The 22,452-nt window shown below is 60.0% G+C and carries 27 protein-coding genes; 9 read left to right on the top strand and 18 right to left on the bottom strand.

Features of this window, described 5'->3' with window-relative positions:
- Nucleotides 1–137 precede the first annotated feature (137 nt).
- Together HDF10_RS12505 and HDF10_RS12500 are read left to right on the top strand one after the other, a co-directional pair.
- Nucleotides 138–392 (top strand): hypothetical protein, encoded by a 255-nt coding sequence (locus HDF10_RS12505; protein WP_183813914.1) that lies wholly within the window; start codon nucleotides 138–140, stop codon nucleotides 390–392.
- Nucleotides 393–438: 46 nt separating this feature from the next.
- The gene (locus HDF10_RS12500) at nucleotides 439–1,125 is read left to right on the top strand and encodes a YukJ family protein (protein ID WP_183813912.1); all 687 of its coding nucleotides are present in this window, start codon (nucleotides 439–441) and stop codon (nucleotides 1,123–1,125) included.
- Between the two features lie 193 nt (nucleotides 1,126–1,318).
- Here HDF10_RS12500 and HDF10_RS12495 read toward each other — a convergent pair whose 3' ends face one another.
- The 10 genes from HDF10_RS12495 to HDF10_RS12450 form a co-directional block, all read right to left on the bottom strand.
- Nucleotides 1,319–1,585: a hypothetical protein gene (locus HDF10_RS12495; protein WP_183813910.1), complete on the bottom strand. Its 267-nt coding sequence runs from the start codon at nucleotides 1,583–1,585 to the stop codon at nucleotides 1,319–1,321.
- Between the two features lie 36 nt (nucleotides 1,586–1,621).
- A complete protein-coding gene (locus HDF10_RS12490) occupies nucleotides 1,622–2,812 on the bottom strand; it encodes a pyridoxal phosphate-dependent aminotransferase (protein ID WP_183813908.1) in 1,191 nt (396 codons plus the stop codon).
- 250 nt (nucleotides 2,813–3,062) lie between these two features.
- A complete protein-coding gene (locus HDF10_RS12485; RefSeq protein WP_183813906.1) occupies nucleotides 3,063–4,877 on the bottom strand; it encodes a M56 family metallopeptidase in 1,815 nt (604 codons plus the stop codon).
- Nucleotides 4,874–5,275: a BlaI/MecI/CopY family transcriptional regulator gene (locus HDF10_RS12480; protein WP_311732749.1), complete on the bottom strand. Its 402-nt coding sequence runs from the start codon at nucleotides 5,273–5,275 to the stop codon at nucleotides 4,874–4,876. The genes HDF10_RS12485 and HDF10_RS12480 overlap by 4 nt, the downstream gene beginning before the upstream one ends.
- A 426-nt stretch (nucleotides 5,276–5,701) precedes the next feature.
- Nucleotides 5,702–6,670, bottom strand: coding sequence for a lipoyl synthase (gene lipA / locus HDF10_RS12475; protein ID WP_183813904.1), 969 nt, complete (start codon nucleotides 6,668–6,670; stop codon nucleotides 5,702–5,704).
- A 43-nt stretch (nucleotides 6,671–6,713) separates the two neighbouring features.
- Nucleotides 6,714–7,463, bottom strand: a complete 750-nt coding sequence (locus HDF10_RS12470) for a DUF899 domain-containing protein (RefSeq protein ID WP_183813902.1) — start codon at nucleotides 7,461–7,463, stop codon at nucleotides 6,714–6,716.
- A gap of 11 nt (nucleotides 7,464–7,474) precedes the next feature.
- Nucleotides 7,475–7,636: a hypothetical protein gene (locus tag HDF10_RS12465; protein ID WP_183813900.1), complete on the bottom strand. Its 162-nt coding sequence runs from the start codon at nucleotides 7,634–7,636 to the stop codon at nucleotides 7,475–7,477.
- 44 nt (nucleotides 7,637–7,680) lie between these two features.
- Entirely contained in the window at nucleotides 7,681–8,196 is a 516-nt protein-coding gene (locus HDF10_RS12460) for a DinB family protein (RefSeq protein WP_183813898.1), read from the bottom strand.
- A gap of 99 nt (nucleotides 8,197–8,295) precedes the next feature.
- A complete protein-coding gene (locus HDF10_RS12455) occupies nucleotides 8,296–8,754 on the bottom strand; it encodes an SRPBCC family protein (protein ID WP_260177862.1) in 459 nt (152 codons plus the stop codon).
- 6 nt (nucleotides 8,755–8,760) lie between these two features.
- Entirely contained in the window at nucleotides 8,761–9,171 is a 411-nt protein-coding gene (locus HDF10_RS12450) for an ArsR/SmtB family transcription factor (RefSeq protein ID WP_183813896.1), read from the bottom strand.
- A gap of 235 nt (nucleotides 9,172–9,406) precedes the next feature.
- Between HDF10_RS12450 and HDF10_RS12445 the strand changes: the two genes are divergently transcribed.
- A complete protein-coding gene (locus HDF10_RS12445; RefSeq protein ID WP_183813894.1) occupies nucleotides 9,407–10,567 on the top strand; it encodes a hypothetical protein in 1,161 nt (386 codons plus the stop codon).
- 174 nt (nucleotides 10,568–10,741) lie between these two features.
- On the opposite strand, the gene HDF10_RS12440 is transcribed toward HDF10_RS12445, so the two are convergent.
- The 5 genes from HDF10_RS12440 to dacB are packed head-to-tail and all read right to left on the bottom strand — an operon-like array spanning nucleotide 10,742 to nucleotide 13,776.
- The gene (locus tag HDF10_RS12440) at nucleotides 10,742–10,879 is read right to left on the bottom strand and encodes a hypothetical protein (RefSeq protein ID WP_183813892.1); all 138 of its coding nucleotides are present in this window, start codon (nucleotides 10,877–10,879) and stop codon (nucleotides 10,742–10,744) included.
- Nucleotides 10,876–11,355 (bottom strand): DUF4442 domain-containing protein, encoded by a 480-nt coding sequence (locus HDF10_RS12435; protein WP_183813890.1) that lies wholly within the window; start codon nucleotides 11,353–11,355, stop codon nucleotides 10,876–10,878. The genes HDF10_RS12440 and HDF10_RS12435 overlap by 4 nt, the downstream gene beginning before the upstream one ends.
- A complete protein-coding gene (locus HDF10_RS12430) occupies nucleotides 11,352–11,729 on the bottom strand; it encodes a hypothetical protein (RefSeq protein ID WP_183813888.1) in 378 nt (125 codons plus the stop codon). Before HDF10_RS12430 ends, HDF10_RS12435 begins: the two co-directional genes overlap by 4 nt.
- Nucleotides 11,726–12,070, bottom strand: coding sequence for a c-type cytochrome (locus tag HDF10_RS12425; RefSeq protein ID WP_183813886.1), 345 nt, complete (start codon nucleotides 12,068–12,070; stop codon nucleotides 11,726–11,728). The genes HDF10_RS12430 and HDF10_RS12425 overlap by 4 nt, the downstream gene beginning before the upstream one ends.
- Nucleotides 12,071–12,099: 29 nt before the next feature.
- On the bottom strand, nucleotides 12,100–13,776 hold the full coding sequence (gene dacB / locus HDF10_RS12420) for a D-alanyl-D-alanine carboxypeptidase/D-alanyl-D-alanine endopeptidase (RefSeq protein WP_183813884.1): 1,677 nt from the start codon (nucleotides 13,774–13,776) through the stop codon (nucleotides 12,100–12,102).
- 275 nt (nucleotides 13,777–14,051) lie between these two features.
- On the opposite strand from dacB, the gene folP reads away from it, so the two are divergent.
- Both folP and frr read left to right on the top strand, forming a co-directional pair.
- On the top strand, nucleotides 14,052–14,972 hold the full coding sequence (folP, locus tag HDF10_RS12415) for a dihydropteroate synthase (protein ID WP_260177861.1): 921 nt from the start codon (nucleotides 14,052–14,054) through the stop codon (nucleotides 14,970–14,972).
- A gap of 282 nt (nucleotides 14,973–15,254) precedes the next feature.
- Nucleotides 15,255–15,839 (top strand): ribosome recycling factor, encoded by a 585-nt coding sequence (frr, locus tag HDF10_RS12410; RefSeq protein ID WP_183813881.1) that lies wholly within the window; start codon nucleotides 15,255–15,257, stop codon nucleotides 15,837–15,839.
- 29 nt (nucleotides 15,840–15,868) lie between these two features.
- Here the strand turns inward: frr and HDF10_RS12405 are convergent, their stop codons facing one another.
- Nucleotides 15,869–16,099 (bottom strand): hypothetical protein, encoded by a 231-nt coding sequence (locus HDF10_RS12405; protein WP_183813879.1) that lies wholly within the window; start codon nucleotides 16,097–16,099, stop codon nucleotides 15,869–15,871.
- Nucleotides 16,100–16,345: 246 nt separating this feature from the next.
- Here HDF10_RS12405 and HDF10_RS12400 point away from each other — a divergent pair, with 246 nt between their 5' ends.
- The gene (locus tag HDF10_RS12400; protein ID WP_183813877.1) at nucleotides 16,346–16,780 is read left to right on the top strand and encodes a PilZ domain-containing protein; all 435 of its coding nucleotides are present in this window, start codon (nucleotides 16,346–16,348) and stop codon (nucleotides 16,778–16,780) included.
- Between the two features lie 12 nt (nucleotides 16,781–16,792).
- Here HDF10_RS12400 and HDF10_RS12395 read toward each other — a convergent pair whose 3' ends face one another.
- On the bottom strand, nucleotides 16,793–17,260 hold the full coding sequence (locus tag HDF10_RS12395) for a YybH family protein (RefSeq protein ID WP_183813875.1): 468 nt from the start codon (nucleotides 17,258–17,260) through the stop codon (nucleotides 16,793–16,795).
- Nucleotides 17,261–17,475: 215 nt separating this feature from the next.
- Between HDF10_RS12395 and HDF10_RS12390 the strand changes: the two genes are divergently transcribed.
- Nucleotides 17,476–18,660, top strand: coding sequence for an acyltransferase family protein (locus HDF10_RS12390; RefSeq protein ID WP_260177860.1), 1,185 nt, complete (start codon nucleotides 17,476–17,478; stop codon nucleotides 18,658–18,660).
- A 4-nt stretch (nucleotides 18,661–18,664) separates the two neighbouring features.
- Here the strand turns inward: HDF10_RS12390 and HDF10_RS12385 are convergent, their stop codons facing one another.
- Nucleotides 18,665–19,294: a TMEM175 family protein gene (locus HDF10_RS12385; RefSeq protein ID WP_183813872.1), complete on the bottom strand. Its 630-nt coding sequence runs from the start codon at nucleotides 19,292–19,294 to the stop codon at nucleotides 18,665–18,667.
- 85 nt (nucleotides 19,295–19,379) lie between these two features.
- Between HDF10_RS12385 and HDF10_RS12380 the strand changes: the two genes are divergently transcribed.
- Both HDF10_RS12380 and HDF10_RS12375 read left to right on the top strand, forming a co-directional pair.
- Nucleotides 19,380–21,569, top strand: a complete 2,190-nt coding sequence (locus tag HDF10_RS12380; RefSeq protein WP_183813870.1) for a molybdopterin-containing oxidoreductase family protein — start codon at nucleotides 19,380–19,382, stop codon at nucleotides 21,567–21,569.
- A 116-nt stretch (nucleotides 21,570–21,685) separates the two neighbouring features.
- Complete coding sequence (locus HDF10_RS12375; protein WP_183813868.1) at nucleotides 21,686–22,273, top strand: cysteine dioxygenase; 588 nt, start codon at nucleotides 21,686–21,688, stop codon at nucleotides 22,271–22,273.
- Nucleotides 22,274–22,452: the final 179 nt, after the last annotated feature.

The following is a 22,452-nucleotide window of genomic DNA, read 5'->3' as shown; positions in this document are numbered from 1 at the left end:
ACAGAATACCGCGCGCGAAGAAACAGGCTCTGGAAAATCGGGAGGGTGCCGGGCTGGATAAATCCGCATCCAACGGGCAAGGTTGGAGATATCGCCATACCAGTACTTAAATTTTTCGTGAAAATAGGAGATTTAAAATGGCAGATGCATTGAATAATCAGGAATTCGACGAGATCCTGCACAAGATCGGGCCGGATGCGACGGCGATGTTCGATAACTCAACCAGCAATCCAACCGAGCACGCCAGTAGCGACGCAACCAACGCCGCAACTGCTGTCGACGATGACGAGGACGACGACGAACTCGAGGAAGAAGATGACGACGCCGCAGAAGAAGAGGAGGACGATGAAGACAACGAAGAGGAGGACGTCGAAGACGAAGCAGGCGTGTGAGATGGTGTCTGTGATGTCTTCATTCATCGAGAGGTGAGGAGTAAGGATGCCGATTACAAACTACAGTGTGCTGGCCGGAAAGCCGACCTCGGGCAAGGTCGTCACGGGGGCGAGTACGCACTACCAGATCACGATGCAGGCCCCAGGCGGCCCGTTCACCGTTGCGGTCAATATTCAGTCGGTGGATAGCTCTGAGGTCTTGTACGACATCGTCGAAGACTTTACGCCGCCGGATCTGGCCGGGTTGCAGGCGCTGCCCATGGGGATGACGGCGCTCAAAAGTGAACCGGGCGGACTGGCGCTCGACTTTGTACGGAGTACCGTAAACGGCGCGCCCATGATTACGAAGGCGCAGATGACTCTGCTGCCGCAGGCACGTGCGAAGGCCAAGGGTGGCGGTGCGGAGCAGGAGATGATCCAGCGGGCGAAGGTGAAGGCGCTGGAGAACGCCGTAATCACGCTGCTGAATATGACGATCGCGGATAAAGACGGCGTGATCTACGCATTCGGCAGTGCGTACGCCGACTCCGGGAAGGTGGATGGGATCCACGACATCCACATGAACCAGGGAAACCCTGTGGCTGGTAAAGGCGGCGGGTTCAGTGGGGATAACGGCGTGTGGCAGGATGGTGCGTTGTTTATCAGTCTGCCGTCGAAGGGTACGTGGACTGCGGTATTTATCGCGTTTCAGACCGAGAGCTGGAGTACGGACTCGGCTGGCAATCCGGTTTAGAAGATCATGTCCTGCCGGACGGGCCTCCTGCGCGGAGCGCGGTCACTTCGTGACGCGTATACCGCTTCGCTTGGCGCTCCCGTTGGTCGCGAGGATGATTATTCCGACCAACGGGAGGACCACGCGAAGCTTTAAAAAGGCGTGCGAACGCCCGCCTCCCGCGCAGGGAGCCCGTCCGGCAGGACAGAGTCCTTCAAGAATCCTCACCGCCATCCACCGGCCCCAGCCCCAACCCACGCCCCGCCTTCTTCTTCTTCACCGGATAGACCTTAGCCGCAACAGGCCCCGCTATCGTCTCTTTCACCAGCGCCTCAATCCCGCGCCAGTACTTCAGATCCGCCGGCCGCGCACTCGGCACCGCCTGCCGCATCCGACAGTACCACAGCGACCACTCCAGCTCCTTCGAGCTCTTGTTCTTGATCGCAGCTTCAATCCGCGTCACCTCAGAGAAAGGCGGCATACACCACTATCTTAGTGGACCCGCAAGCAAGCCGCGCTAACGAAGCTCCCGCAATCTCCGGCAAGCTTCCATCAGATCCTTATCCTTCTTCGCAAAGCAAAACCGCAGCAGGTCCTCACCCTTCCCCGGCCGAAAGAAAGCCGATCCCGCCACCGAAGCCACTCCCGTCTTCGCCAGCAGCGCCCGCGCCTTCTCTGCCGCCGTAGCCCCAGGCAGCCCAGCCGCCGAAGCCAGCACGTAGTACGCCCCATCCGGCACATGCGGCGTCATCCGAGCCTCCCGCAGCGCCTCCACAATCATCGTGCGCTTCACCTCATGCTCCATCGCCAGTCCACTGTAAAAATCCTCCCCCAGCTGCTCCACCCCATCCGCCACTCCCTGCTGCATCGGAGCAGGCGCGCACACATACGTCAGATCATGAAAGTACCCAATCGACCCCAGCCACCTCGCATCCGCGATCAGGTACCCCACCCTCCATCCCGTCACCGAAAACGTCTTCGAAAACCCAGACATCAGGATCGTCCGCTCCCGCATCCCCGGAATCGACGCCGGGCTCAGATGCGTCGCGCCTCCATACACAAAGTGCTCATAGATCTCATCCGTAAACACGAACAGATCGAACTCCTCCGCAATCCCCGCCAACCCCTCCAGCTCAAACCTCGTAAACACCTTCCCCGCCGGATTCGACGGCGTATTGATCACCATACCGCGCGTCTTCGGCGTAATCGCCGCTCTCACCGCGGCCAGGTCCAACCCCCAGCCCAGCTCCCCAACCGGCGCAGTCAGTGCCACAGCCACCGCCGCCACCCGCAGCGAGCTCAGCGTATTCACGTGATACCCATAGAACGGCTCAAACACCAGCACCTCATCGCCCGGATTCAGCAGAGCCATTGCCGCCGCCTGAAACGCTCCCGTCACGCCGCTGGTCACCAGCACCTCGCGCTCGGGATCCACCACAATCCCCAGCGTTCGCGCGACCTTTTCGGCGATAGCTCGCCGGAGACGTGGAATCCCATCCAGCCGCGTGTAGATATTCAACCCATCGCGAATCGCGCGAATCGCCCCTTCGGCTACCACCTCCGGCACCTCGGTGTCGCACACTCCCTGCGCCAGGTTCACTCCACCCATTGCATCGCACGCCACGCTCATCGCGCGAATCTCCGACTGCACCAGCCGCGGCGCCAACTCACTCAGCCCAAGCCTCGACGAAACCTCAACCTGTCCCATAGCCCGATCCCCCTTTTGAGCCCATAGCCCAGAGTGAAATCATCTTACGTCCAACCACAAACAGGCAATCCGACCCGACCAACGGGAAGACCCAAGCCGCGATCCTGCCAAGACAAGGTACACGCGTCACGAAGTGACCGCCTTCCGCGTAGGAGGCCCGTCCGGCAGGACAATCCAGTAATCATCCTCAGACAACAAAAAAGCCACCCGATCCCATCGAGTGGCTTTTTCGTACGATCTCCGGCACGTTCTACTTCGGCGACATCTCCTTCATTTCTTCCTGAGCCTCCTTCATCTGCTTCATCGCCTCCGCCATTCGCTGCTGCACCACTCCATCGAGCTCCTTCTGCATATCTGCCATCTGCTGCTTGAATTCAGGACTATTCACCTCTGCCGTAGCCCTCGCAATCTCTTCCTGAATCCGCGGCATCTCCATCGCCTTCAGATTCCGCTGCACCTCGGCCATCTGCTCTTTGAAGGCCTCGCTATGGACCATCTCATTCGCCTTCTGGGCCTGCAACTGCGCCTCAGCGATCTGCCTCTTGAACTCCGGACTATTCACCTTTGCCGCCGCCGCGGCAGCCTCTTCTATCTGCTTCTTGAACTTCGGGCTATTGATCCTCGCCGTCGCCGCCGCTATCTCTTTACTCGCCTTTTCCATCTGCTGCCTTATCTGTCTGCGCTCCTCAGGAGTGAGCTTTCGAACCCGTCCATTGACGATCGTGATCGGCTCATCCTCCGAGCCATCCCAGTGATAGATATATTGTCCCTTTTTTGCCACGACATCGGACTGCTTCCTACTGGCCGTGACCTTGCGCTCTGCTGAATCCGAAGCAGCAGCGGCATTCGGCGCAGCCTGCGGAGCGGCATCCGGCATAACCTGCGGAGCTGCATCCGGCACAACCTGCGGAGCTGCATCTGGCACAACCTGCGGCGCCGCACTCTGGCCAGCCTCTGGCACCGCACTCTGTCCAATCTCCGGCACCCGAGCCTGCATCTGCTCCTGCGCCATCGTCGGCGTCAGGTGAAACATCGCAGCCACCGCCATCGTCGCCACCATCGCCATCGCTCCACTCGCCGCGCGAATCAACTTCGTCCGCAATCCCATCACCGCTCCACTCTCCATCAGTCTCATCACTCTCTCCTCCAGTACATTGCTGTGGAACAATTGGAACAACCCAACTCCTGCCGTCTCCCGCTCAAACTCCCGCCCCGCCATCATGCCCTTCGCCAGCGCCAGCAGACACCGCGCATACCCAATCTCGGATCGCATCTCCTCCGCAGCCATCGCATCGCACACCATCTCGCGCGTCCGACGAATCCTCCCCTGCACCCACTGCGTCACCGGATGCCAGCTCACCGGCAGCGCCACCAACTGGCAGAGTGCATTCTCCAGCGTGTCCCTCCGCTTCACATGCGCCAGCTCATGCAGCAGCGCCGCCCTCATCTCCTCGGCCTCATACCGTGCAAACTCCACCGGCAGAAGAAGCACTGGCGCAATCACCCCCACAATCATCGGGCTCGAGATCTCCACACTCTCGCGCACCTGCGGCAGCCTGATGCGAAGCCGCCGCCCATAGTCCCCCAGCACCACCGTCTGTTCTCCCGCCAGCGTCACCTCCCGCGACCGCTCTACCAGCCGCCGCGCCGCACGCCAGGCCCAGATCACTCTCCACAGCCCAAAGATCACCGCACCCGCATACAGACTCACCACCCACCGCGCCGCCGTCACCGAGACCTCCACACGCCGCGGACGAAGCGATATCTCTGCCGGCTCCTCGCTAACCCGCTGCATACTCCCCGTCGTCAAATCCCCACCAGCCGGCGCGACATCACGAACTCCCACCAACACCCCCACGTCCGGTCGCACTCGAACCGGCGCCAGCTCCCCACCCATTCCATGCAACGGAAGCACCACCGCCAGACCCAGCACCATCAACCACACCCCATGCTGGATCCGCGGTCCGGCCTTCACGGCTGCGAGCAACAACCACGCGCCGCCGGCCAGCATCGGCAGCTGCCACAACGCATTCGCCACATACTCCACCAGCGTCCGTTCGATCATCTCTCCTCCTTCGCCGCGTCACGCTCCGCCGCCGCCAGCCTCTTTCCCACCCGCTCCAGCTCCTCCGCGCTGATCTGCCGCGCATCCACCATCGCCATCAGCAGCGCCTCACTGGAGCCGCCAAACATCCGCTTTACCATGTCGTTCAACGCGCTCCCCGTCGCCCGTTCCCGGCTCACGGCGGCGCGGTAGCGAAAGGCGCGCCCCTCCTGCACCCGCTTCACCTTGCTCTTGCGCAGCAGCACATTTAACATCGTCTGCACCGTCGTGTAGGCCAGCTCCGCCTTCAACTTCGGCTGCACCTCGCTCACCGTGCACGGCCCCGCCTCCCACAGAACCTGCATAATCTCCAGCTCCAGCGGCGTCAGCCCCTGATTCGTCTTCGTCTGCGTCGTCACCAGCCCACCTCCTAATCCTTTAGTAGATTAAGCAGCAACCAACCCACTTTTGTCAACTAATCCTTTAGGACTTTATTTAAAACCCAAGCAAGATGCCTGGAAGCAACCGGCGATGACTCATTTAGTGGGGATCAGTCAAATTCAACTTGCAAAGAGATTCAGCGGCGGCGCGTCCTTGTTCACGTTGACTTGTGAAACCCATTCGTTCGCTCGCAACCCAGTCAAGATAGTCGAGAACCGGATCAACTCCAGAGACAGCACGGAGAAGTGCCCTTAGCCTGGGAATGTAAGAGTCGTATTCATTCGTTGCGTTTGGTTCTCCACAAACTCCAATGGGATCCCACTTTTCCATCAAGATCTTACGGACCTGCAGCCAGAGCGCGTCACGCAACTCATCACCTTCTACGTGGTGAGGTGCGGTCATCGCTAAGCCAACCCAGTCGACTCCGCCTGCTCCTGCGCATGATAGCTACTCCGCACCAGTGGCCCACTCTCCACATGCTTGAAGCCCATCCCCACAGCCTCATGCTTCAAAAAAGCAAACTCCTCCGGCGTATAGTACCGAGCCATCGGCAGATGATCCCTTGACGGCCGAAGATACTGTCCGATCGTCAGAATATCCACCTTCCGATCCGCCAAATCGCGAAACACCGCCAGCAGCTCATGCATCTCCTCGCCCATCCCCACAATAATGCCTGTCTTGGTTACAAAAGGACGGGTTACAAATGGCCGATCCCCCAGCGACTCGCCAAACATCTCAGCCGCAAGCTCCTTCGCATGCTCTAAAAACCGCAGCGACTTCTCATACCGCCCACCCGACTTCGCCACTCGATAAAGCCGCGGCACTGTCTCAATATTGTGGTTCAGAATCTCCGGCCACGCCGCCACCACCAGCCGCAGCGCCTCTTCGTTCCCCTGAAAGTCCGGGGTTAGCACCTCCACCCTGCACCCCGGAGCCTGCATCCGAATCTCTTCAATCACACTCACAAACGCCCGCGCCGCGCCCACATTATCGTCATCGCGATTCACACTCGTAATCACCGCATGCGCCAGCCCAAGCTGCGCCACCGCATAGGCCACCCGCCGCGGCTCATCAAAATCAATCGGCTCCGGCTTGCCCTTCGGCACCGCGCAAAACCCGCACCGCCGCGTGCAAAGATTCCCCAGCATCATGAACGTAGCCGACTTTTGATTCCAGCACTCGCCAATATTCGGACACTGCGCGCTCTCGCACACCGTATGCAGGTTCAGCTCGCGCGCCATCTTCTTCAGGTTATGAAAGGTCTCCCCCATTGGAGCCTTCGCCTTCAACCAAGCCGGCTTCGACGCGGGTTTACGCGGCGTCAGATCAATCTGCACCAGCTCTGGAGTCAACGGGGCCACGGGCGGAGTCATTCCTCAATTGTATCCAACCCGCCCAAACCCACGTTCTTCCGCGTCAGTCCTTCAGGCCCAGCGTCACCTTGGCGCTGTCGACCACCTTGGCCCATCCAGCGTCAGGCGCTGCGCTCGCCGCGTACTCATCGTGCCAGTTCCACCACTTATACGGCGCAGTCTGCGGGTAGCCCTTAGGCGAATCCTCCCACTCCTCCTGTCGTCCCAGCGCAGTCATGTCCAGATAGCTCCACACGCTACCCATCGCCTCATCCCCGCGGCTGTTAATGAAGTAAGTGCGAAACACCTTGTCGCCATCGCGGATAAACGCGTTATGGCCATGCCATTGGTCCACGCCGAAGTCCACGTCGAAGCCGTCGGTAATGGTGTACCACGGCATCGTCCAGCCCATCCGCGTCTTCAGACGCTCAATCTCCGGCTGCGACGCGCGCGAGGCGTACACAAGGGTCGTATCGCGCGCATTCAGATGCGAGAGATGCGACACCTGGTCTGCACCCAGCGAGCAGCCGCGGCACGCATGGTCCGGCCAGCCAAACACACCCGGCTCGAAGAAAGCCCGATAGACGATCAGCTGACGTCGCCCCTCGAACAGGTCCAGCAGACTCGCCTTGCCCCTCGGTCCCTCGAACTCATACTGCTTCTCCACCGCCATCCACGGCATCCGCCGGCGCTCAGCCGCCAACGCATCACGCTCCCGCGTAAGCTGTTTCTCCTTAGCCAGCAGCCCCTCGCGAGCCGCAAGCCACTCCTCCTGCGACACGACCTTCGCCTTCTCCATCATGCTCGTTGACATCTTCTCTCTCCTTATTCGGTTGACTGATTCGACCTCGGAGCACTCTCTCCCGCTCCGTTCTCTTCGCGAGACAGCTTCACTCCAAGCTTCCTGATCGCAACAGCAGCCAGCCCACCCGAAGAGGTGACGCTGCCGGCGATCAGCGCTGCGGTTGCCAAGCACACGGGACACATAGCCTTCTCCTCCTTGCGCGACGGGCAGTTCCGCTGCTCCGCGATTACGCCGGCTGAGGTTCCGGCTGGAGCGCTGAACGCTCGTCAGCGCTAGGGCCCCAGCTTGACGGCACAGCAACGTCGAGCAGGCGCAGGTAGACGCAGAACTGACCACGGTGCTGGTACCAATGGTTCAGCATGATATTGCGCAGGAAGGCGATGCGCGGCATAGCTGCAATCTCCTTGTCGCCGTCGACGATGCGCCAGGTTGCGTTCATCGCCGCGTCATCGAATCCCGGCAGCACCTCGCGCACCGTGGCCACGCTCCGGTCCATGGTGTCGAGGACCTCCTGCACGCTTGCAGGTTGGGGGAACTGGAAGTCTGGCGGCGTGATCTCGTTCTTCTGAGCGCTGCGAACGACTCCTCCCGGCACGAACGCGAGGTGATAGGCCAGTTGCCCGGCGGTCAACGACCTCGCGTGAGGCCTCCAGGTGAGCTTGTCCTCAGGAAGGCGCTCGAGAAACCTCCGCGTAACCGGAGCCTGAGCTTCAAACTCTGCGAGTAAGTATTGTGCGAGCATGCGGTTCTCCTTTCGGGTGTGTGTCCTTCAAAGCGGGATCAGGAATCGAATTGGTCCAGTCCCGGGCAGGGATCGAAGAGCTGCCTCTGCCTCGAGCTGCTATTTGCGCGAGGCCTCGGCATGGACGCGGACACGCTCATGCATTGAGTTCCAACCCTTGGGCATCCCTGCCTTGTCTTTCTCCGTCAGCAAGCCGAGCGCCGTGTGCTTGAACGTGATCAGCGTTCCCCCAGCGACTTCACTCAGCCGATACTGCACGTTGTTCACGAGCGGGAACGACGCGAACAACGGACCAGAGAACTCCAGCAGCGTAGGCCGCTTGATCGCCTGCACATTGGCCCAGAAGTGCCCATTGCCGTCGCCCAGGTCGCGATACCACCTTCCACCCGGCCACGGTTCGATCTTCATGTTCATCGATTTGCCATCCTCGGTCTCGTTGCCGGGCCCCAGCTGCTCCAGCAGCGCGGCAAAGGTTACATCCAACGGCGCTTTAACGTGGATCTCCTGGTTAATCGTAAAAGTCATGTCTTCGAGCGTCTTGTCAGTAGCAATCATCATCTCTCCTTATGTGTTTGAGTCTGGTGGTTTTGAGCCTGGTGTCTTTGAGTCTGGGGTGGTTGAGTCAGCCGAATTCCAATCGGCCGCGCCATGGCGGACAGTAGCCTCCGCCAGCTCCTTCACACGAAGCAACTGGTGCTGCCAGTACCGCTCGAACGTTGCAGCCCACTCGTGCAGTGGCCGTATCGCTTCAGCGTTGGTTCGGTACAGCTTCTGGCGGCCCTGGCAGCGCATCCGAACCAGCCCCACGTCGTGCAGCACGCGCAGGTGCTTGGAGATCGAAGGCTGCGGAAGGCCAAGAGCCGCCACAATCTCTCCAACCGGCCGCTCGGCCCCGGCAAGATAGCTCAAAATCTCCCGCCGCCGAGGCTCAGCAACCGCATTGAAACTGTCCGAAGTAGTGGTTGCCCTTGCCATGCCCAAAACATTACATTCCGATATCGGAATATGTCAAGAGTCCCGTCTAATTTTTTACGTTGTAGCAGTCCTGACACCGTCTCTCCTCCCCGGTACACAGAAAGTAATGACCCGGAAGTCGTAGACGTAACTGGAGAAAGACCATCAAAAGATTACGAACTGGGCATATGCTCCCCATTAGGGACTCTTACGCCGTGTGCACAGCACAGCAGAGAAATACGGAGGATGAACCTCAATGACGCGAATCTCAATCATGCGGACGATAACGCAAACGAATACTCCATCGCTCTCCGGCCTCCTCGGTCTGGCCCTGGCCTTTACCTCAGTCGGCCACGCCCTCGCGCAGGTCCAAACCGACCAGCAGACAAAGCCTGCGGAGCAGATACAGGCGGCGCAGCCCGCCCCGCAGCCCGCAGACACATCCCAGCCCACCATCCAGCCCGCGCCCGATCAGGCGCAGACCGGACCCTCCCTCGTAGAGACCAAAGCTGCACCGGCTTCAACCACCCCGCTACCCGCCGCACCAGCCGTTAAGGACAAAAAAGGCAAGCAGGAGTACACCGGGCCAAACACCGTGGTGGAGCTGCCGCCCACCCCGATGCTCGACGCGGAAGGCAAGCAGCAACAGGACCCCGACGGAAAGCTGATGTTCAACCCGCCGATCCGGCAGCAGCGCGACAAAAAGGGACACCCACTCTTCGACGCACAGAACAAGCCCGTCATGCAGACCAAAAACGAGCTCGGATACGACGAGAACGGTAAGAAGCTGCACGCCCCGAAAGAGAAGCCACCTAAAACAGTCTCGGTTTCGATCAGCCGCGGCACCCTGACCGTCGACGGGATGACCGGCAAGGCCGCGCTCAACTACGAGATCAAGGACCTCAAATACGTCTACATCTACGTCCCCGGCGTCGGCACCACGATCATCTCGAACGATCCCTTCCCCGGCGCGGTCGAACAGAAGAGAGCCTTCGACGACAAGACCCTCACCGTAACCGTAGGCGATCACGTCCTGCAGCTGGCCTCCGACAACCGCCTGCTAGGCAAGACGGCTGAGTCGGCCTACGTCCTGGTCGACAGGAGTTTTACGGTGCCGACCAAGTTCCCGGTAGTGGGCTACGGACCCATCCGTGTGGCTCCCTACGCCTGGCCCGGCTCGAAGGAGAATGCTGTCCTGACCGGCTCCATCGAGGCTCCGCCCCTGCCTGCCGATCTACGCCCGACGCTGCTTCTGCAGCCGTGTCCCGCAGGCCAGATGCGAACCGCAGGTCCAGCGGTCCTCCCTGGCCAGAACGTAGCTCCGCGCCCCTGTGTGCCGATAGACTCAGTCCAGACAACTGCGACCTACGCCAGGCAGACAGCCCTTTCCATGGGAAACACGCAAGCCAGCAAATAAGCAAGCAGTAGAACCCCGATCCCGACCAAAGGGAGGACCCAAGTCGCGAACCCACCAGGACCGGTACACGCGTCACGAAGTGACCGCTGCCCGCGCAGGGCGCCCGTCCGGCAGGACAATCTTGTGCAGAGATTTGTGCAGAGAAAAATAAATCCCAAAAAGCTGGCGTATCTTTCAGCCTTCAAAAACACGCGGCGAAACACCACCCTCCCACCAGCAATCCACCACAACCACACCACCAAAACACCACACCCAAAACCAGCTTTTTCCCGAAACCCCCTCAAAAAACACCAGCAAAACGGCAAAAATCATCCCTCGCCACCACCCCTCATTTTTTTCTTCTCCTCATGCGCTTTTTTCGTAGCGCAGTAGATCACCCGTTCCACCTCCGCGACCACTCCCCCCGCATCGTCCTTCACCTCCACCAGGAACCGCACATCCGTCCGCCCCTCCGCCGCGACCAGCGCTCGAACCTCAGCGAGACGCTCCGCCGTCAGACGAAACTCCGCGCGAACCCGCCCCAATCCAGGCTTTTTGTAACGTATCGAAGCCGCCTTATCCCAAACCACAAACTCCGGCCCAAGATTCGTAGCCAGCATAATCATGTAAAACGGATCGGTCAGCGCAAACAACGACCCGCCAAACTGCACCCCCATATAGTTGCGATTCCACGGCCGCAGCGGCATCTCCACATCAATCGCGCGCAGATCCTTATCCAGCCGCGTCACCTTGATACCCGTCCCAAACAGCGGCGGCCACCACCCGATATGGCGCAGCCACCAGCTCATCGCAACCTATCCCGAACTTCCGTTCTAACCAGATAAAGAAAGAACACCAGCGCAAACAATCCCTGCACCAGGAACGGCCCAGCGTGCGTCTTCTCAAACACGAACAAGTTCCCCAGACAAAGCGTCAGACACCCACCCAGCACCAGCGCCCAGCCCCAGCGCCGCAGCCGCAGCAGCCCGAACACCCCCGCCGCCAGCAGCGTGCACAACGCCAGCACACCATACTTCCCCGCGCCCACACCAAACTTGCCGCTCAACGCAGCGAACGCATTCACCATCGTCAGCACCAGCATGAACAGCGCGATCCCCGCCACACCCGGCAACATCCCATGCGCCCGCGCTTCGAGCTTCTTTATCTCTTCCGGATCGCTCATAGAGTATGCAGATACGCCAGCAGGTCATCGAGATCCTGCGGATCCAGCGTACTCCCCAGTGCCGGCATCAGGTTGCGCCCATGCACAATCGTCGCGGTCACGCGCTCATCATTCGCCGGCGCACCACTCGACAGATAAGGCTTCTTGAACATCCCAATCAGTGCCGGCCCGTGCAGCGCCGCATCCTTGCGGTCATAGTGGCACTGCGCACAATGTGCCTGGTACACCGCGTGTCCATGCGTCTGCTGCGCATTTAAATCCGCCAGCGGAGTAGGTGGCGCTATCGACTTGCATCCGACAATCACTCCCAATAAAAACAACAAAGAAAAAGCCCGAATCATCCTCTCATTCTCTCATCCATCTCTCGAAATTAATTCGCTGCCGCAATCGCCTCAACGATCTTGTCCATCACCTCGCGGTCCGCGTGAACCTGCGGCAGGTGATTCCCCACCATGATCGAAAAGATCACCGTCCGCCCACTCGCACACTCCACATAACCACTCAAAGCCCGCGCCTCCCCCAGTGTCCCCGTCTTCGCAAACACCTTCCCCTTCAGCGGTGCCTTCGTAAACCGCCCTTCCAGCGACCCATCCACTCCCCCACCCGGCAGGCTGCTCTTCCAATCCACAAACCACGTCTGCCCGGTCGCATACTGCAGCAACCGCACGGTCGCCCGCGGCGTCACCAGATCATGTCCGCTCAACCCCGACCCATCGAAGAACACAAAATCATCCTTATCAACACCCGCGTTCACAAGAAACTGCCGCAACACCCGCGCCCCCTGCGCGATCGTCCCATCTCTTCCACGCGCCAGTCCAAGCTGACGCAGCATCAACTCCGCATGCAGATTCTGGCTCTCCTTATTCGTCACAACGACGTCTTCAGAAAGCGCAGCGGACGCGTGACTAACCAGAGTCCTCTCTTCTCCCGTAACAGCTATGTCAAAAGCCGCATCGTCCGGCGGTTCGATCCTTTGTTGCGGCGTCACCTCCTTCGTCGCAACATCCACAATCGCGCCCGACTCGCGACTGAAGCTCTCTGTATCCAGCAACACCCGATGCCGCGCCCTGGCCTCTCCGGTCACATGAATCCCGCGAGCCTCCAGCATTCCCTTCAGCGCCATCGCCGCATAAGCGGCCGGATCCTGAATCGCAATCTCCTCCATATCCGGCTGCCCATGCAAACCAATCGCTCCGTAGATTCGCAACACCCTAGACCCAGGAGCGCGTTCCATCTGCACCGTGTTCCCACTCTTCGCCGCTCCCGTAGTCACTGCAACATCCAGTTTGTAATAAGGCATCGCCGGATCGATCACCACACTAGCCGGCGCACCCACCGCATCTCCGGGCGTCACCGTCACCTTGATCTGGTTATCGTTGATCGACAGAGCCGACACCGGCGCGCCATATCCCCACACCGCATCGTCGATGGCCCAGTTCTGCGCATAAGGCTCCCACGGAAAGATCGTGTCATCCCCAATCACATCTCCCCGCACGCTCTTCAGCCCAGTCGCCGCGATCTGGTCCGCCATCTCTTCCAGATACCGCAGCGGAGCAGGGCCTGACTCCGCCGCATCAGGCTTCTGCCCGGGCAGCGGAGCCACATATGGCAGCACTCGGCCCGACAAGTTCGCATCACCATTTCCAACCAGCACAAGATAGCCCGTCAGCTTTCCGCCATCTTCAAAGACACCCCGTGCCAGAACCTTCGTCTGATAGGTCGCCTTCGCTCCCAGCAGAGCCATCGCCGCTGCAGTAGTAAACAGCTTCGCGTTACTAGCCGGCTGAAACAGCTGTCCTTCATTCAACGAATAGATCGGTGCGCCGTCCATTGCTACCACCGCGATGCCCCAGTGATCCCGCGCCACCGCGGTCTCCTCCAACAGCACGGCAATCGTCTGACCCAACGGGGTGCAAGGCCCGCTCCGGCCAGCTTTCGCCACGATCGCTCCATCGCATCCAACGTCCTGCGTCTGTGCCCAGAGTGGCTGGGCGCACACCGCAATCCCCAGCAGCCAAGCCGCACCGCATCCCGAAAGCCTCACCATCCGCGCAGTCTAGCATCCTCTTTCCAAGAGACCCCATGTCCTGCCGGACGGGCCCACTCCGCGTGGTGCGGTCACTTCGTGACTTGTATACCCCTTCGGTTGGCGCTCCCGTTGGTCGCGAGGGAAGTGGTTCCGACCAACGGAAGGATCACCCGAAGCTCTAAAGAGGCGTGCGAAACGCCCGCCGAATCGGGGTCCCCACAAACAGGTCTTCGTTTGTGGGGTGACAAAGCGCAGTGGGCCCGTCCGGCAGGACAGACAGCTAAAATCCAACCATGCCCTTCACCCGTCGCACCCATCACGACTGGCACCTCCGCACTCGCATCCTCCCACTCGGCGCGCGAACCGTCATCATGGGCATCCTCAACGTCACGCCCGACTCTTTCTCCGACGGCGGCTACTTCTACTCTCCCCAACACGCCCCCGAGCGAGCCCTCGCCCAGGCACTGAAGATGCTCGAAGAAGGCGCCGAGATCCTCGATATCGGCGGAGAATCCACCCGTCCCAACGCCACCCCGCTCTCCCCAGGCGAAGAACAATCCCGCATCCTCCCCGTCCTCGAATCCATCCGCAAAGAAAAACCCGGCACCATCCTCTCTGTCGACACTTTCCACGCCACTACCGCTCGCCGCGCCCTCGAAGCAGGAGCCGAGATCATCAACGACGTCAGCGGTCACCTCTGGGACCCCGACATGTCCAAAACCTGCGCCCAGTCTGGCTGCGGAGCCATACTCATGCACACCCGGGGCCACCCCCAGGAGTGGCCGAGCCTTCCCGCACTGGCGCCCGAAGCAGTCATGCCTCTGATCCTCACCGAACTAGGCGAGCGCCTCGAGTCCGCAACCGCAGCCGGTGTCCAACGCAACAAAATCGTCCTCGATCCAGGCTTCGGCTTTGGCAAGCGTCTCGACGAAAACTACCCACTGCTGGCGCACTTCGACCAACTCAGCCGGTTCGCTCTACCGATCCTGGCCGGCATCTCGCGCAAGGGCTTCTTGGCCCACACTCTAGCCCAAAGCCCCAGCCTGTCGGTTCTTCTCGAAGGCGCAACCCCTTCGATGGACGACCGCCTCCACGCCTCCACTGCCGCGAACGTAGCGGCCATCCTCGCTGGAGCGCATATCCTTCGTACCCATGATGTCCGCCCTGCCGTCGAAGCTGCCGCCATCGCCGATCAGATCCTCGCTGCTCTTTAAAGCTGTCCTTGCCGGACGGGCGCCCTGCGCGGGTAGCGGTCACTTCGTGACTTGTGTACCCCTTCGGCTGGTCCTCCCGTTGGTCGGAGGGAAGATTGTGCCGACCAGCGGGAGGCCCTATGCAGCCAATCCAGCCAAGACTGGTATACGCGTCACGAAGTGACCGCCCTCCGCGCAGGAGGCCCGTCCGGCAGGACACGGGGCCAGGGCAGGTTTTCGCGGCTAGCCTCGCACGGTGGAGCGCGTCTCTGTAAAATATCGGATGGCAGTGGAGGAGAACGTATGGCATCGGCAATGGCAGGGATCGAAGCGCTAAAAGGCACGCATCAGCAGCTGAAGGCGAAGATGGAGAGCACGGTCGAAGACTTCCGTGGACATCTGCTGTCGGCGCGGACAGGGCGGGCAAATGTGCACATGCTCGACCAGATCAAAGTGGATTACTACGGCACGGATACCCCGGTGGCCCAGATGGGGCAGATCTCTACGCCCGAGCCGACGCTGATCCTGGTGCAACCTTACGACGCGGGGATGGTATCGGCGATCGAGAAGGCGATTCGCACCTCGGGTACTGGGCTGAATCCGATGACCGATGGCAAGGTGATTCGCGTGCCGGTACCCCCGATGACCGAGGAGCGGCGCAAGGATGTGGTGAAACAACTGAACAAGACGCTCGAGGACCACAAGACTGCGATCAGGAATATTCGTCGCGATGGAAACGACCAGATCAAGAAGGCTGCGAAGGACAAGTTGATCTCGGCCGATGATGAGAAGCGGGCGAACGAAGAGGTTCAGCAGCTGACCGACGTGGAGATCAAACGGGTGGAAGAGCTATTCAAGGCGAAGGAAAAAGAGATCATGACGGTCTGAGCGTCTTCAGACTTGAGATCGAGCGGCCTTCACCGTAGCTGGTGGAGGTCGTTTTCTTGTGGGCAGGCTGATCGGGTTGGACCTGAGTCGTCATCGCGGACGAGTCGCCTTCGTTCTCCGCGGTCTTTGAGCAGGACTCGCTGCTTGCAGGTGGAGCAGGTCCACGGAAAGTAGCCGAAGAAGGGGAGGACACTGCCCTCGAGAAGTCCGACGCGTTTTGTGCGCGAGAGCTTGCCGTAGTGGCATTTTGTGCATTGCATCGGTGTCTCCGTTAGGCTCGGCTTGCACAGCCACACGCTAATAAGAGGTATGTCGGACGGCTGGGGTTGGATTGCCGGCCCGCAATTTTGAGGAGCGGTTTGGATACCGGAAACTAATAAATTGAGAGTGCTGCAGAGGAGCGATTGGGCGTGAGTTTCAAAGCTTTAATGCTTTCGGGATCTGCGCCGATGATTGGATCAGCCGTTCTCGCTTCGCGGAATGGGTAAGATCTCTGGGAGGCGGGCGTGGACAAGTTCGAGGGTCAAGTCGAGAGCCAGTTCGATGGCCATGCGGAGCAGGAAGAGCAGCAAGAACAAAAGGATCAGAAGGAACGGCGGAGTGTTGCGGTGGAGGGAATCGTCGAACGGCGGGAGCATACGCGCTACGCCGTGGATGCGTGGGCCGAGGTGATGGTGAAGGATGGGACGATGCTGTTTCGCGGGCGTGTGCTCGATGTGAGTCAGGGGGGGTGCTACATCGAAACAGAAGCCCGGCTGCGACTAACTCCGGGCACGCCGGTGGAGATAATCTTTCGAGCGCATGACCGTGTGCTGCGGTGCGAGGGAACCAGCAGGATGGTAAGGACGCGCGGGGCGGGTTTCTTGTTTGAGATGATGAGCGCCAAGGTGCGGGCTGAGCTGGAAGGGCTGATCGCGGAGCTTAGTGGCGAGCGAGCATAGCGCTCCGCGCGGCTAAGTGGTGTGGTCGACGATGATCTTCCAGCCGTCCGGCGTCTTTTCGAAGATGAGGGAGAAGATGCCTCCGGCGTTGCCGCCATCTTTTTTGCCGCGGTCAAGATGATACCTGCCGATGCAGACGGCGAAGTTTTCATCGAGCGTGTGGACCTCTAGATCGGAGAAGGTGAGGGTGCCCATGGCGGCGTGGCTGGGGTAGTCGCGCTTGTACTGATCGAGCAGGCCAGCGTAGCCGCGGGAGATCTGGTGAGTGATGAAGAGGGTGTCAGGGGAGTCTTTGTAGCCGCTGGCGAAGGCGGTGAGATCGCCGCGGTTCCAGGCAGCCTCCTGGGCAAGGAGGACCTTGATGACGTCGAGTTCCTGGCGGGAGGCTGTGTGGAGCGGCTCGGTCTGTGCAGGTAGAGTAATCGGCGCGAGAAGGAAGAGGAAGACGGAAGCAAGGCGGAGAGAGGAACGCAGTGGCATGAGGAACCTCGAAGGAAAAGCTGTTTGGTCTGACGTTGCTTCGTGTGGTTGCTTCATAAAATGCGGTGTCAGGTTGAATTGATAGTAGCCGATGTGGGTGAAGGATTCGGCGGCCGGATTGTTTACGGTAACTGTCTGTGCACCCTTTGGATAGTCTTCGACCTGTCTTCGGAGAGTAAGGGAATTGCCGGTTATTGTTTTGACAAAGGATGTTGATGACACGATCGTACGCAGCGCGATTGCCGGGGCTGGACACGTTGCGGGCGGCCGCGATCGTGGCGGTGATGTTGTATCACCTGAAATCATCTCTTCCGGAGAGCATGGCAGTTGTTGCGCAGTTTGGCTGGATGGGGGTCGACCTGTTCTTTGTGTTGAGCGGGTATCTGATCGGGACGCAGCTGCTAAAGCCCTACGCGTCTGGCGATCGCCCTTCGATTCGGAGTTTTTACCGCCGGAGAGCCTATCGGATTCTTCCCGCGTATTTTGCTGTTTTATGGATCTACCTTGTGTTTCCTGCATGGCGGGAGTCTCCGGTGCTGCCCCCGCTGTGGCAGTTTTTGACATTCACGGTCAATCTGTTCTTCGTCGACTTTAGCCAGCATGCCTTTTCGCATGTGTGGTCGCTGTGTGTGGAGGAGCATTTTTATCTGGTGCTTCCGCTATTGGTGATCTGGTTGATGCGAAGGCCGTCTTTGCGCAAGACGGTCTTTGTCATCGGTGGCGTGATTCTGTTTGGGACCTGCTTTCGCGGCTACAAGCTGTTGCCTCTGATTGCGCCGTCAGGATGGAGTGGACGGGAGGTACCCGACGACTTTGGGATTTTTTACTACCGCTATCTGTACTATCCGACGTACTCGCGGCTGGATGGACTGGTGGTTGGGGTGACGCTGGCACTGGTGCGGATCTTCCGGCCGGAATGGTGGTCCTGGCTGGCGCGCAGAGGTCATGCGGCGATGGTTTCAGGGATCGCGCTTACAGGGACGGTCTGCTGGATGTTTCGAGACGATGCGATGGGCGATGCAACGAAGATTGCTGCGTGGGGAACGGTGATCGGGTATCCGCTTCTCGCGATTGGGTTGGGTTTGCTGGTGGTTTCGAGCGTCAGCCGCAATGGGTGGCTGAGCAGGTTTTCAGTGCCGGGGTCGCGTTTGCTGGCTACGCTTGCATTCAGTCTTTATCTGACGCATAAGGAGGTCGCAAATCTGGATCGAAGGTACCTGCCCACGCTCACGGCTTCTCCGGAGTGGAAGACGGTGGTCGTTTATGCGGTGACGTGCCTGGTGGCGGCTGGCGTGTTGTACGGGTTGGTGGAGCGCCCGTTCATGGTGCTTCGGGATCGCTTCGAACGGCGAGCGACCGAGGCGGTGGATGCGGAGATGCTTCGTGAGCCAGCTTTATAGCGAGCTAATCGCGGTTGAAGTGGGCGTTGTCGCCGGTGTCATCGGATTCGCGTGGTTTGACGCCGGCGGTGGGCGTCACCCAGATGACGGTGACGAAGGCACACAGGCCGAGAGCCACGTGGGGATGGGAGAAGGCCACCGGAATAGCCACCAGATAAGTGAAGAGAGAGTAGAGATGCTTGCGCTGGACGGAGGTGTCCTGGGTCTCGAGTTTGCCGGTGAGGCGGAGGCGGCGGCCAATGGAGAGGCGCAACAGCAGAAAGCTGAAGCCGGTGACGACCATCGAAGAGATGTAGAGGGCGACCGAGAAGGAGTCCATCTCTTTTTCAAGCACATAAGAGGTGAGGAAGGGCAGCAGAGACAAGCAGAAGAGGAAGAAGAGATTGGAATAGAGGATGAGCTCATCGGCCTCCTCGGTGCGGTGGACCAGGTGGTGATGATTTATCCAATATATCCCCGTAAATGCAAAGGAGATGGCATAGATGGCGAGGATTGGGAGAACAGAGTAGAGCCCGGCGATTCCGTTCTGGCCGGGAACTTTGAGCTCAAGCACCATGATGGTGATGATGACGGCGATGACTCCGTCGGAGAAGGCTTCAAGGCGTGCTGGAGAGGACAGGTGATGGCGAGGCATGGGTTTGTCAGCTTGCTCTGAGTGTTGGGAGCAGCATACAACGGCGATTGGCGCGGGTGCAGGCTGTTGAGACTAAAATAATGGAATGGCTGTAAATCCCGTCGAAACGGTCGTGCAACAGGGCGCAAGGAAGGTTGTTCATGCGGTGTGTTCGCATGACTGCCCGGACTCGTGCGGCGTGCTGGTGACGGTGGATGAGCTGACCGGCAAGGCGGTGAAGGTGCAGGGCGATCCTTCGCATCCTGTAACGCGCGGATTTTTGTGCGGCAAGGTGGCGAAGTACCTTGATCGCGTCTATTCGCCAGATCGATTGTTGTATCCGATGCGTCGGCGAAAGGGCGCGGCGAAGGGGCCGCTGGGCTATGGATCCATCAAGGGGCGCGAGGCGGAGGCGTTTGAGCGCATCTCGTGGGAGGAGGCGCTGGATGAGGTTGCGGCGAAGCTGACGAAGATCGCGGCGGAGTTCGGGCCGGAGAGTGTGCTGCCCTACAGCTACGCCGGGACGATTGGGCAGCTTGGCTATGGGTCGATGGACCGCAGGTTCTTTCATCGGCTGGGTGCCTCCCAGCTGGCGCGGACGATCTGCGCCGAGGCGGGCGGGACGGCGCTGAAGGCTGTCTACGGTGTGAAGCTGGGGACGGTACCGCAGGACTTCGCACATGCAGGGTTGGTGATTGCCTGGGGCGCCAACATCCACGGCAACAATGTGCACCTGTGGCCGTTCATTGAAGAGGCGCGTCGCAAGGGGGCGCGGTTGGTGGTGATCGATCCGTACAGGACGCGGACGGCTGCGCTCGCCGATGAGCATCTGGCCATCAATCCGGGAACCGATACAGCGCTCGCGTTGGGGCTGATGCACGTGATCCTGAGCATGGGGCTCGAGGATCGCGAGTATGTCGCTGCGTGCACGAACGGGTTTGACGAGCTGCGAACTCATGCGCTGAAGCCGGAGCACTCGCCGGAGAATGTAGCGAAGGCCACTGGAATTGATGCGGGCGCGATCGTGCGGCTGGCCCGGGCCTATGCTGCGGCGGGGCGTAACGGCTCGTCAGGGCCTGCTGTGATTCGGTTGAACTACGGAATTCAGCGGAGCGAGAACGGCGGCACGGCGGCGCGGGCGGTCTGCATGCTGCCGCTGTTGACAGGTGCGTGGAAGTACAAGGGCGGCGGGTTGCTGCTCTCCACGTCGGGTTCATTTCCGTTCAACGACAAGGCGCTGCAGATGCCGGAGTTGATGCTGGCCAGTCCGTTGGGAAGACCGGCGCGCGTGGTGAATATGAGTCAGCTGGGCCAGGCGCTGACTAGGCTGGGCAACGATGCGGCAGATGGTCCAGGCGTGAAGGCGCTGTTTGTGTATAACTCGAACCCGGCGGCGGTGGCTCCGAACCAGAATGATGTACTGCGCGGAATGAAGCGCGACGATCTGTTTACGGTGGTGCACGAGCAGTTCTTTACCGATACGGCGGACTATGCCGATGTGCTCTTGCCTGCGCCGACGTTTCTCGAGGTCAAGGATGTGCAGGGAGCGTATGGCCATCTGTTCGCGCAGGTGAGCAACCGAGCGATTGCGCCGTTGGGTGAGGCGCGGAGCAACGTCGCGATGTTTGGGGAGCTGGCGCGGCGGATGGGATTTGACGAGCCGTGCTTTGACGATCGCGAGGACGAGTTGATCGATCAAGCGCTGAAGAGCGAGAACCCCTGGTTTGTCGGAGTTACCCGCGAGCGGTTGGAGCGGGAGGGGCACGTCCCGCTACAGATGCCGGTGGATGCAAACGGTGACGTGCTGCCGTTCAGCACAGCAGAGTGGTTCAAAACATCAAGCGGACGCGGCGAGTTGTTGCCCGTGCCCGTCTTTGCCGCGCCGACCGAGTCCCGCGCGAATGCGGCGAAGGACGCGTATCCACTGGAGTTTTTGCCGCGGAAGGCGGACAACTACATGAACTCGACGTTTGCGAATATTCCGCTGCACCAGCGGATGGAGGCGCGCACGGCTGGCCTACTTGAGATGCATGCGACCGATGCGGCAGCGCGAGAGATCGCGACGGGCGATGCGGTGGAGGTCTTCAACGGGCGCGGGAGCATCACCCTGCACGCGCTGGTGAACGCGCAGGTGGCGGCGGGCGTGGTCGCGGCGCGGCTGGATTGGAACAAGCTTTCGGCAAACGGCTCGAATGTGAATGCGCTGACATCGGAGAGGCTGACCGATATCGGCGGCGGGGCTACGTTTTATTCGACTTTGGTTGAGGTACGGAAGCGGCAGGCCGATATCAGGTAAGGTTCAATCCGCGACTGACTCCTGCTGTCCGAATGCGCCCGTCTCTCTGGAGTTCCTTGACTCCCCTCGTCGCGACCAGCAACAATCGGGAGTGACACTGTAGGAGTTGAACTTCCATGATTGACATCAGCGCCTTCGCCACCGGGCTAAGCGAAATTCCGGAACAGCAATTTACCGACAACGCCGTGCTCGAGTATATGCGTGAGAATCCGGTCTCCATCGAGAGTCTGCATCCGTATCTCTACTTCAGCCCGGAGCGCTACACGCGAAATCTCATTCTTCATACATCGCTCTTCGATCTCATCGCTATCTGCTGGGACATCGGGCAGAAGAGCAGGATTCACAATCACACGAACCAGCGTTGCTGGATGGGCATCGCCTTTGGCAAGGTACAGGTGCAGAACTACCGCCTCGTCCACCAGGACGCCGCGACGCATTTCTGTGAGCTCGCACCCACCGACCGCTACATCATCGACGCTAACAATCCTGCCGAGGTCGACTCTGACGAACCCATCCATCTTGTCGTCAATCCCCCTGCGTTCGGCTCCCGCGCCGTCACACTACATATCTACTCACGCCCCTTCGATGAGTGTCAGGTCTACGATCTCAGCTCCAAAAGCTACGAGACCGTCAGTCTCTCCAACACCAGTGAACGCGGTCTTATTACCTCCAGCCTTGCCGTCGAGAAGGTGGGTCTTGCCTAAAGCCTGATGGGGAACCGTGTTGCATTTCTAAATGCTGAGGGCAAGGTGACGAAGGAGATCAGCGGGGAGAAGTGATCCTTCGCATTCGTTGAACGCCTGTGGCCGAATGTGATTTTCCGGCGAGAAATTGCGGGTCGCAGCGTGCTAGTCTGGCCCGGTTCGGTTTCTGGTGTTCACTT

Origin of the sequence: Tunturiibacter empetritectus, from assembly GCF_014201375.1 — a bacterium.
GTDB classification, from domain to species: Bacteria; Acidobacteriota; Terriglobia; order Terriglobales; family Acidobacteriaceae; genus Edaphobacter; species Edaphobacter lichenicola_D.
The sequence above is the reverse complement of the archived record's forward strand: the minus strand, read 5'-3'. Positions and strand labels throughout refer to the sequence as shown.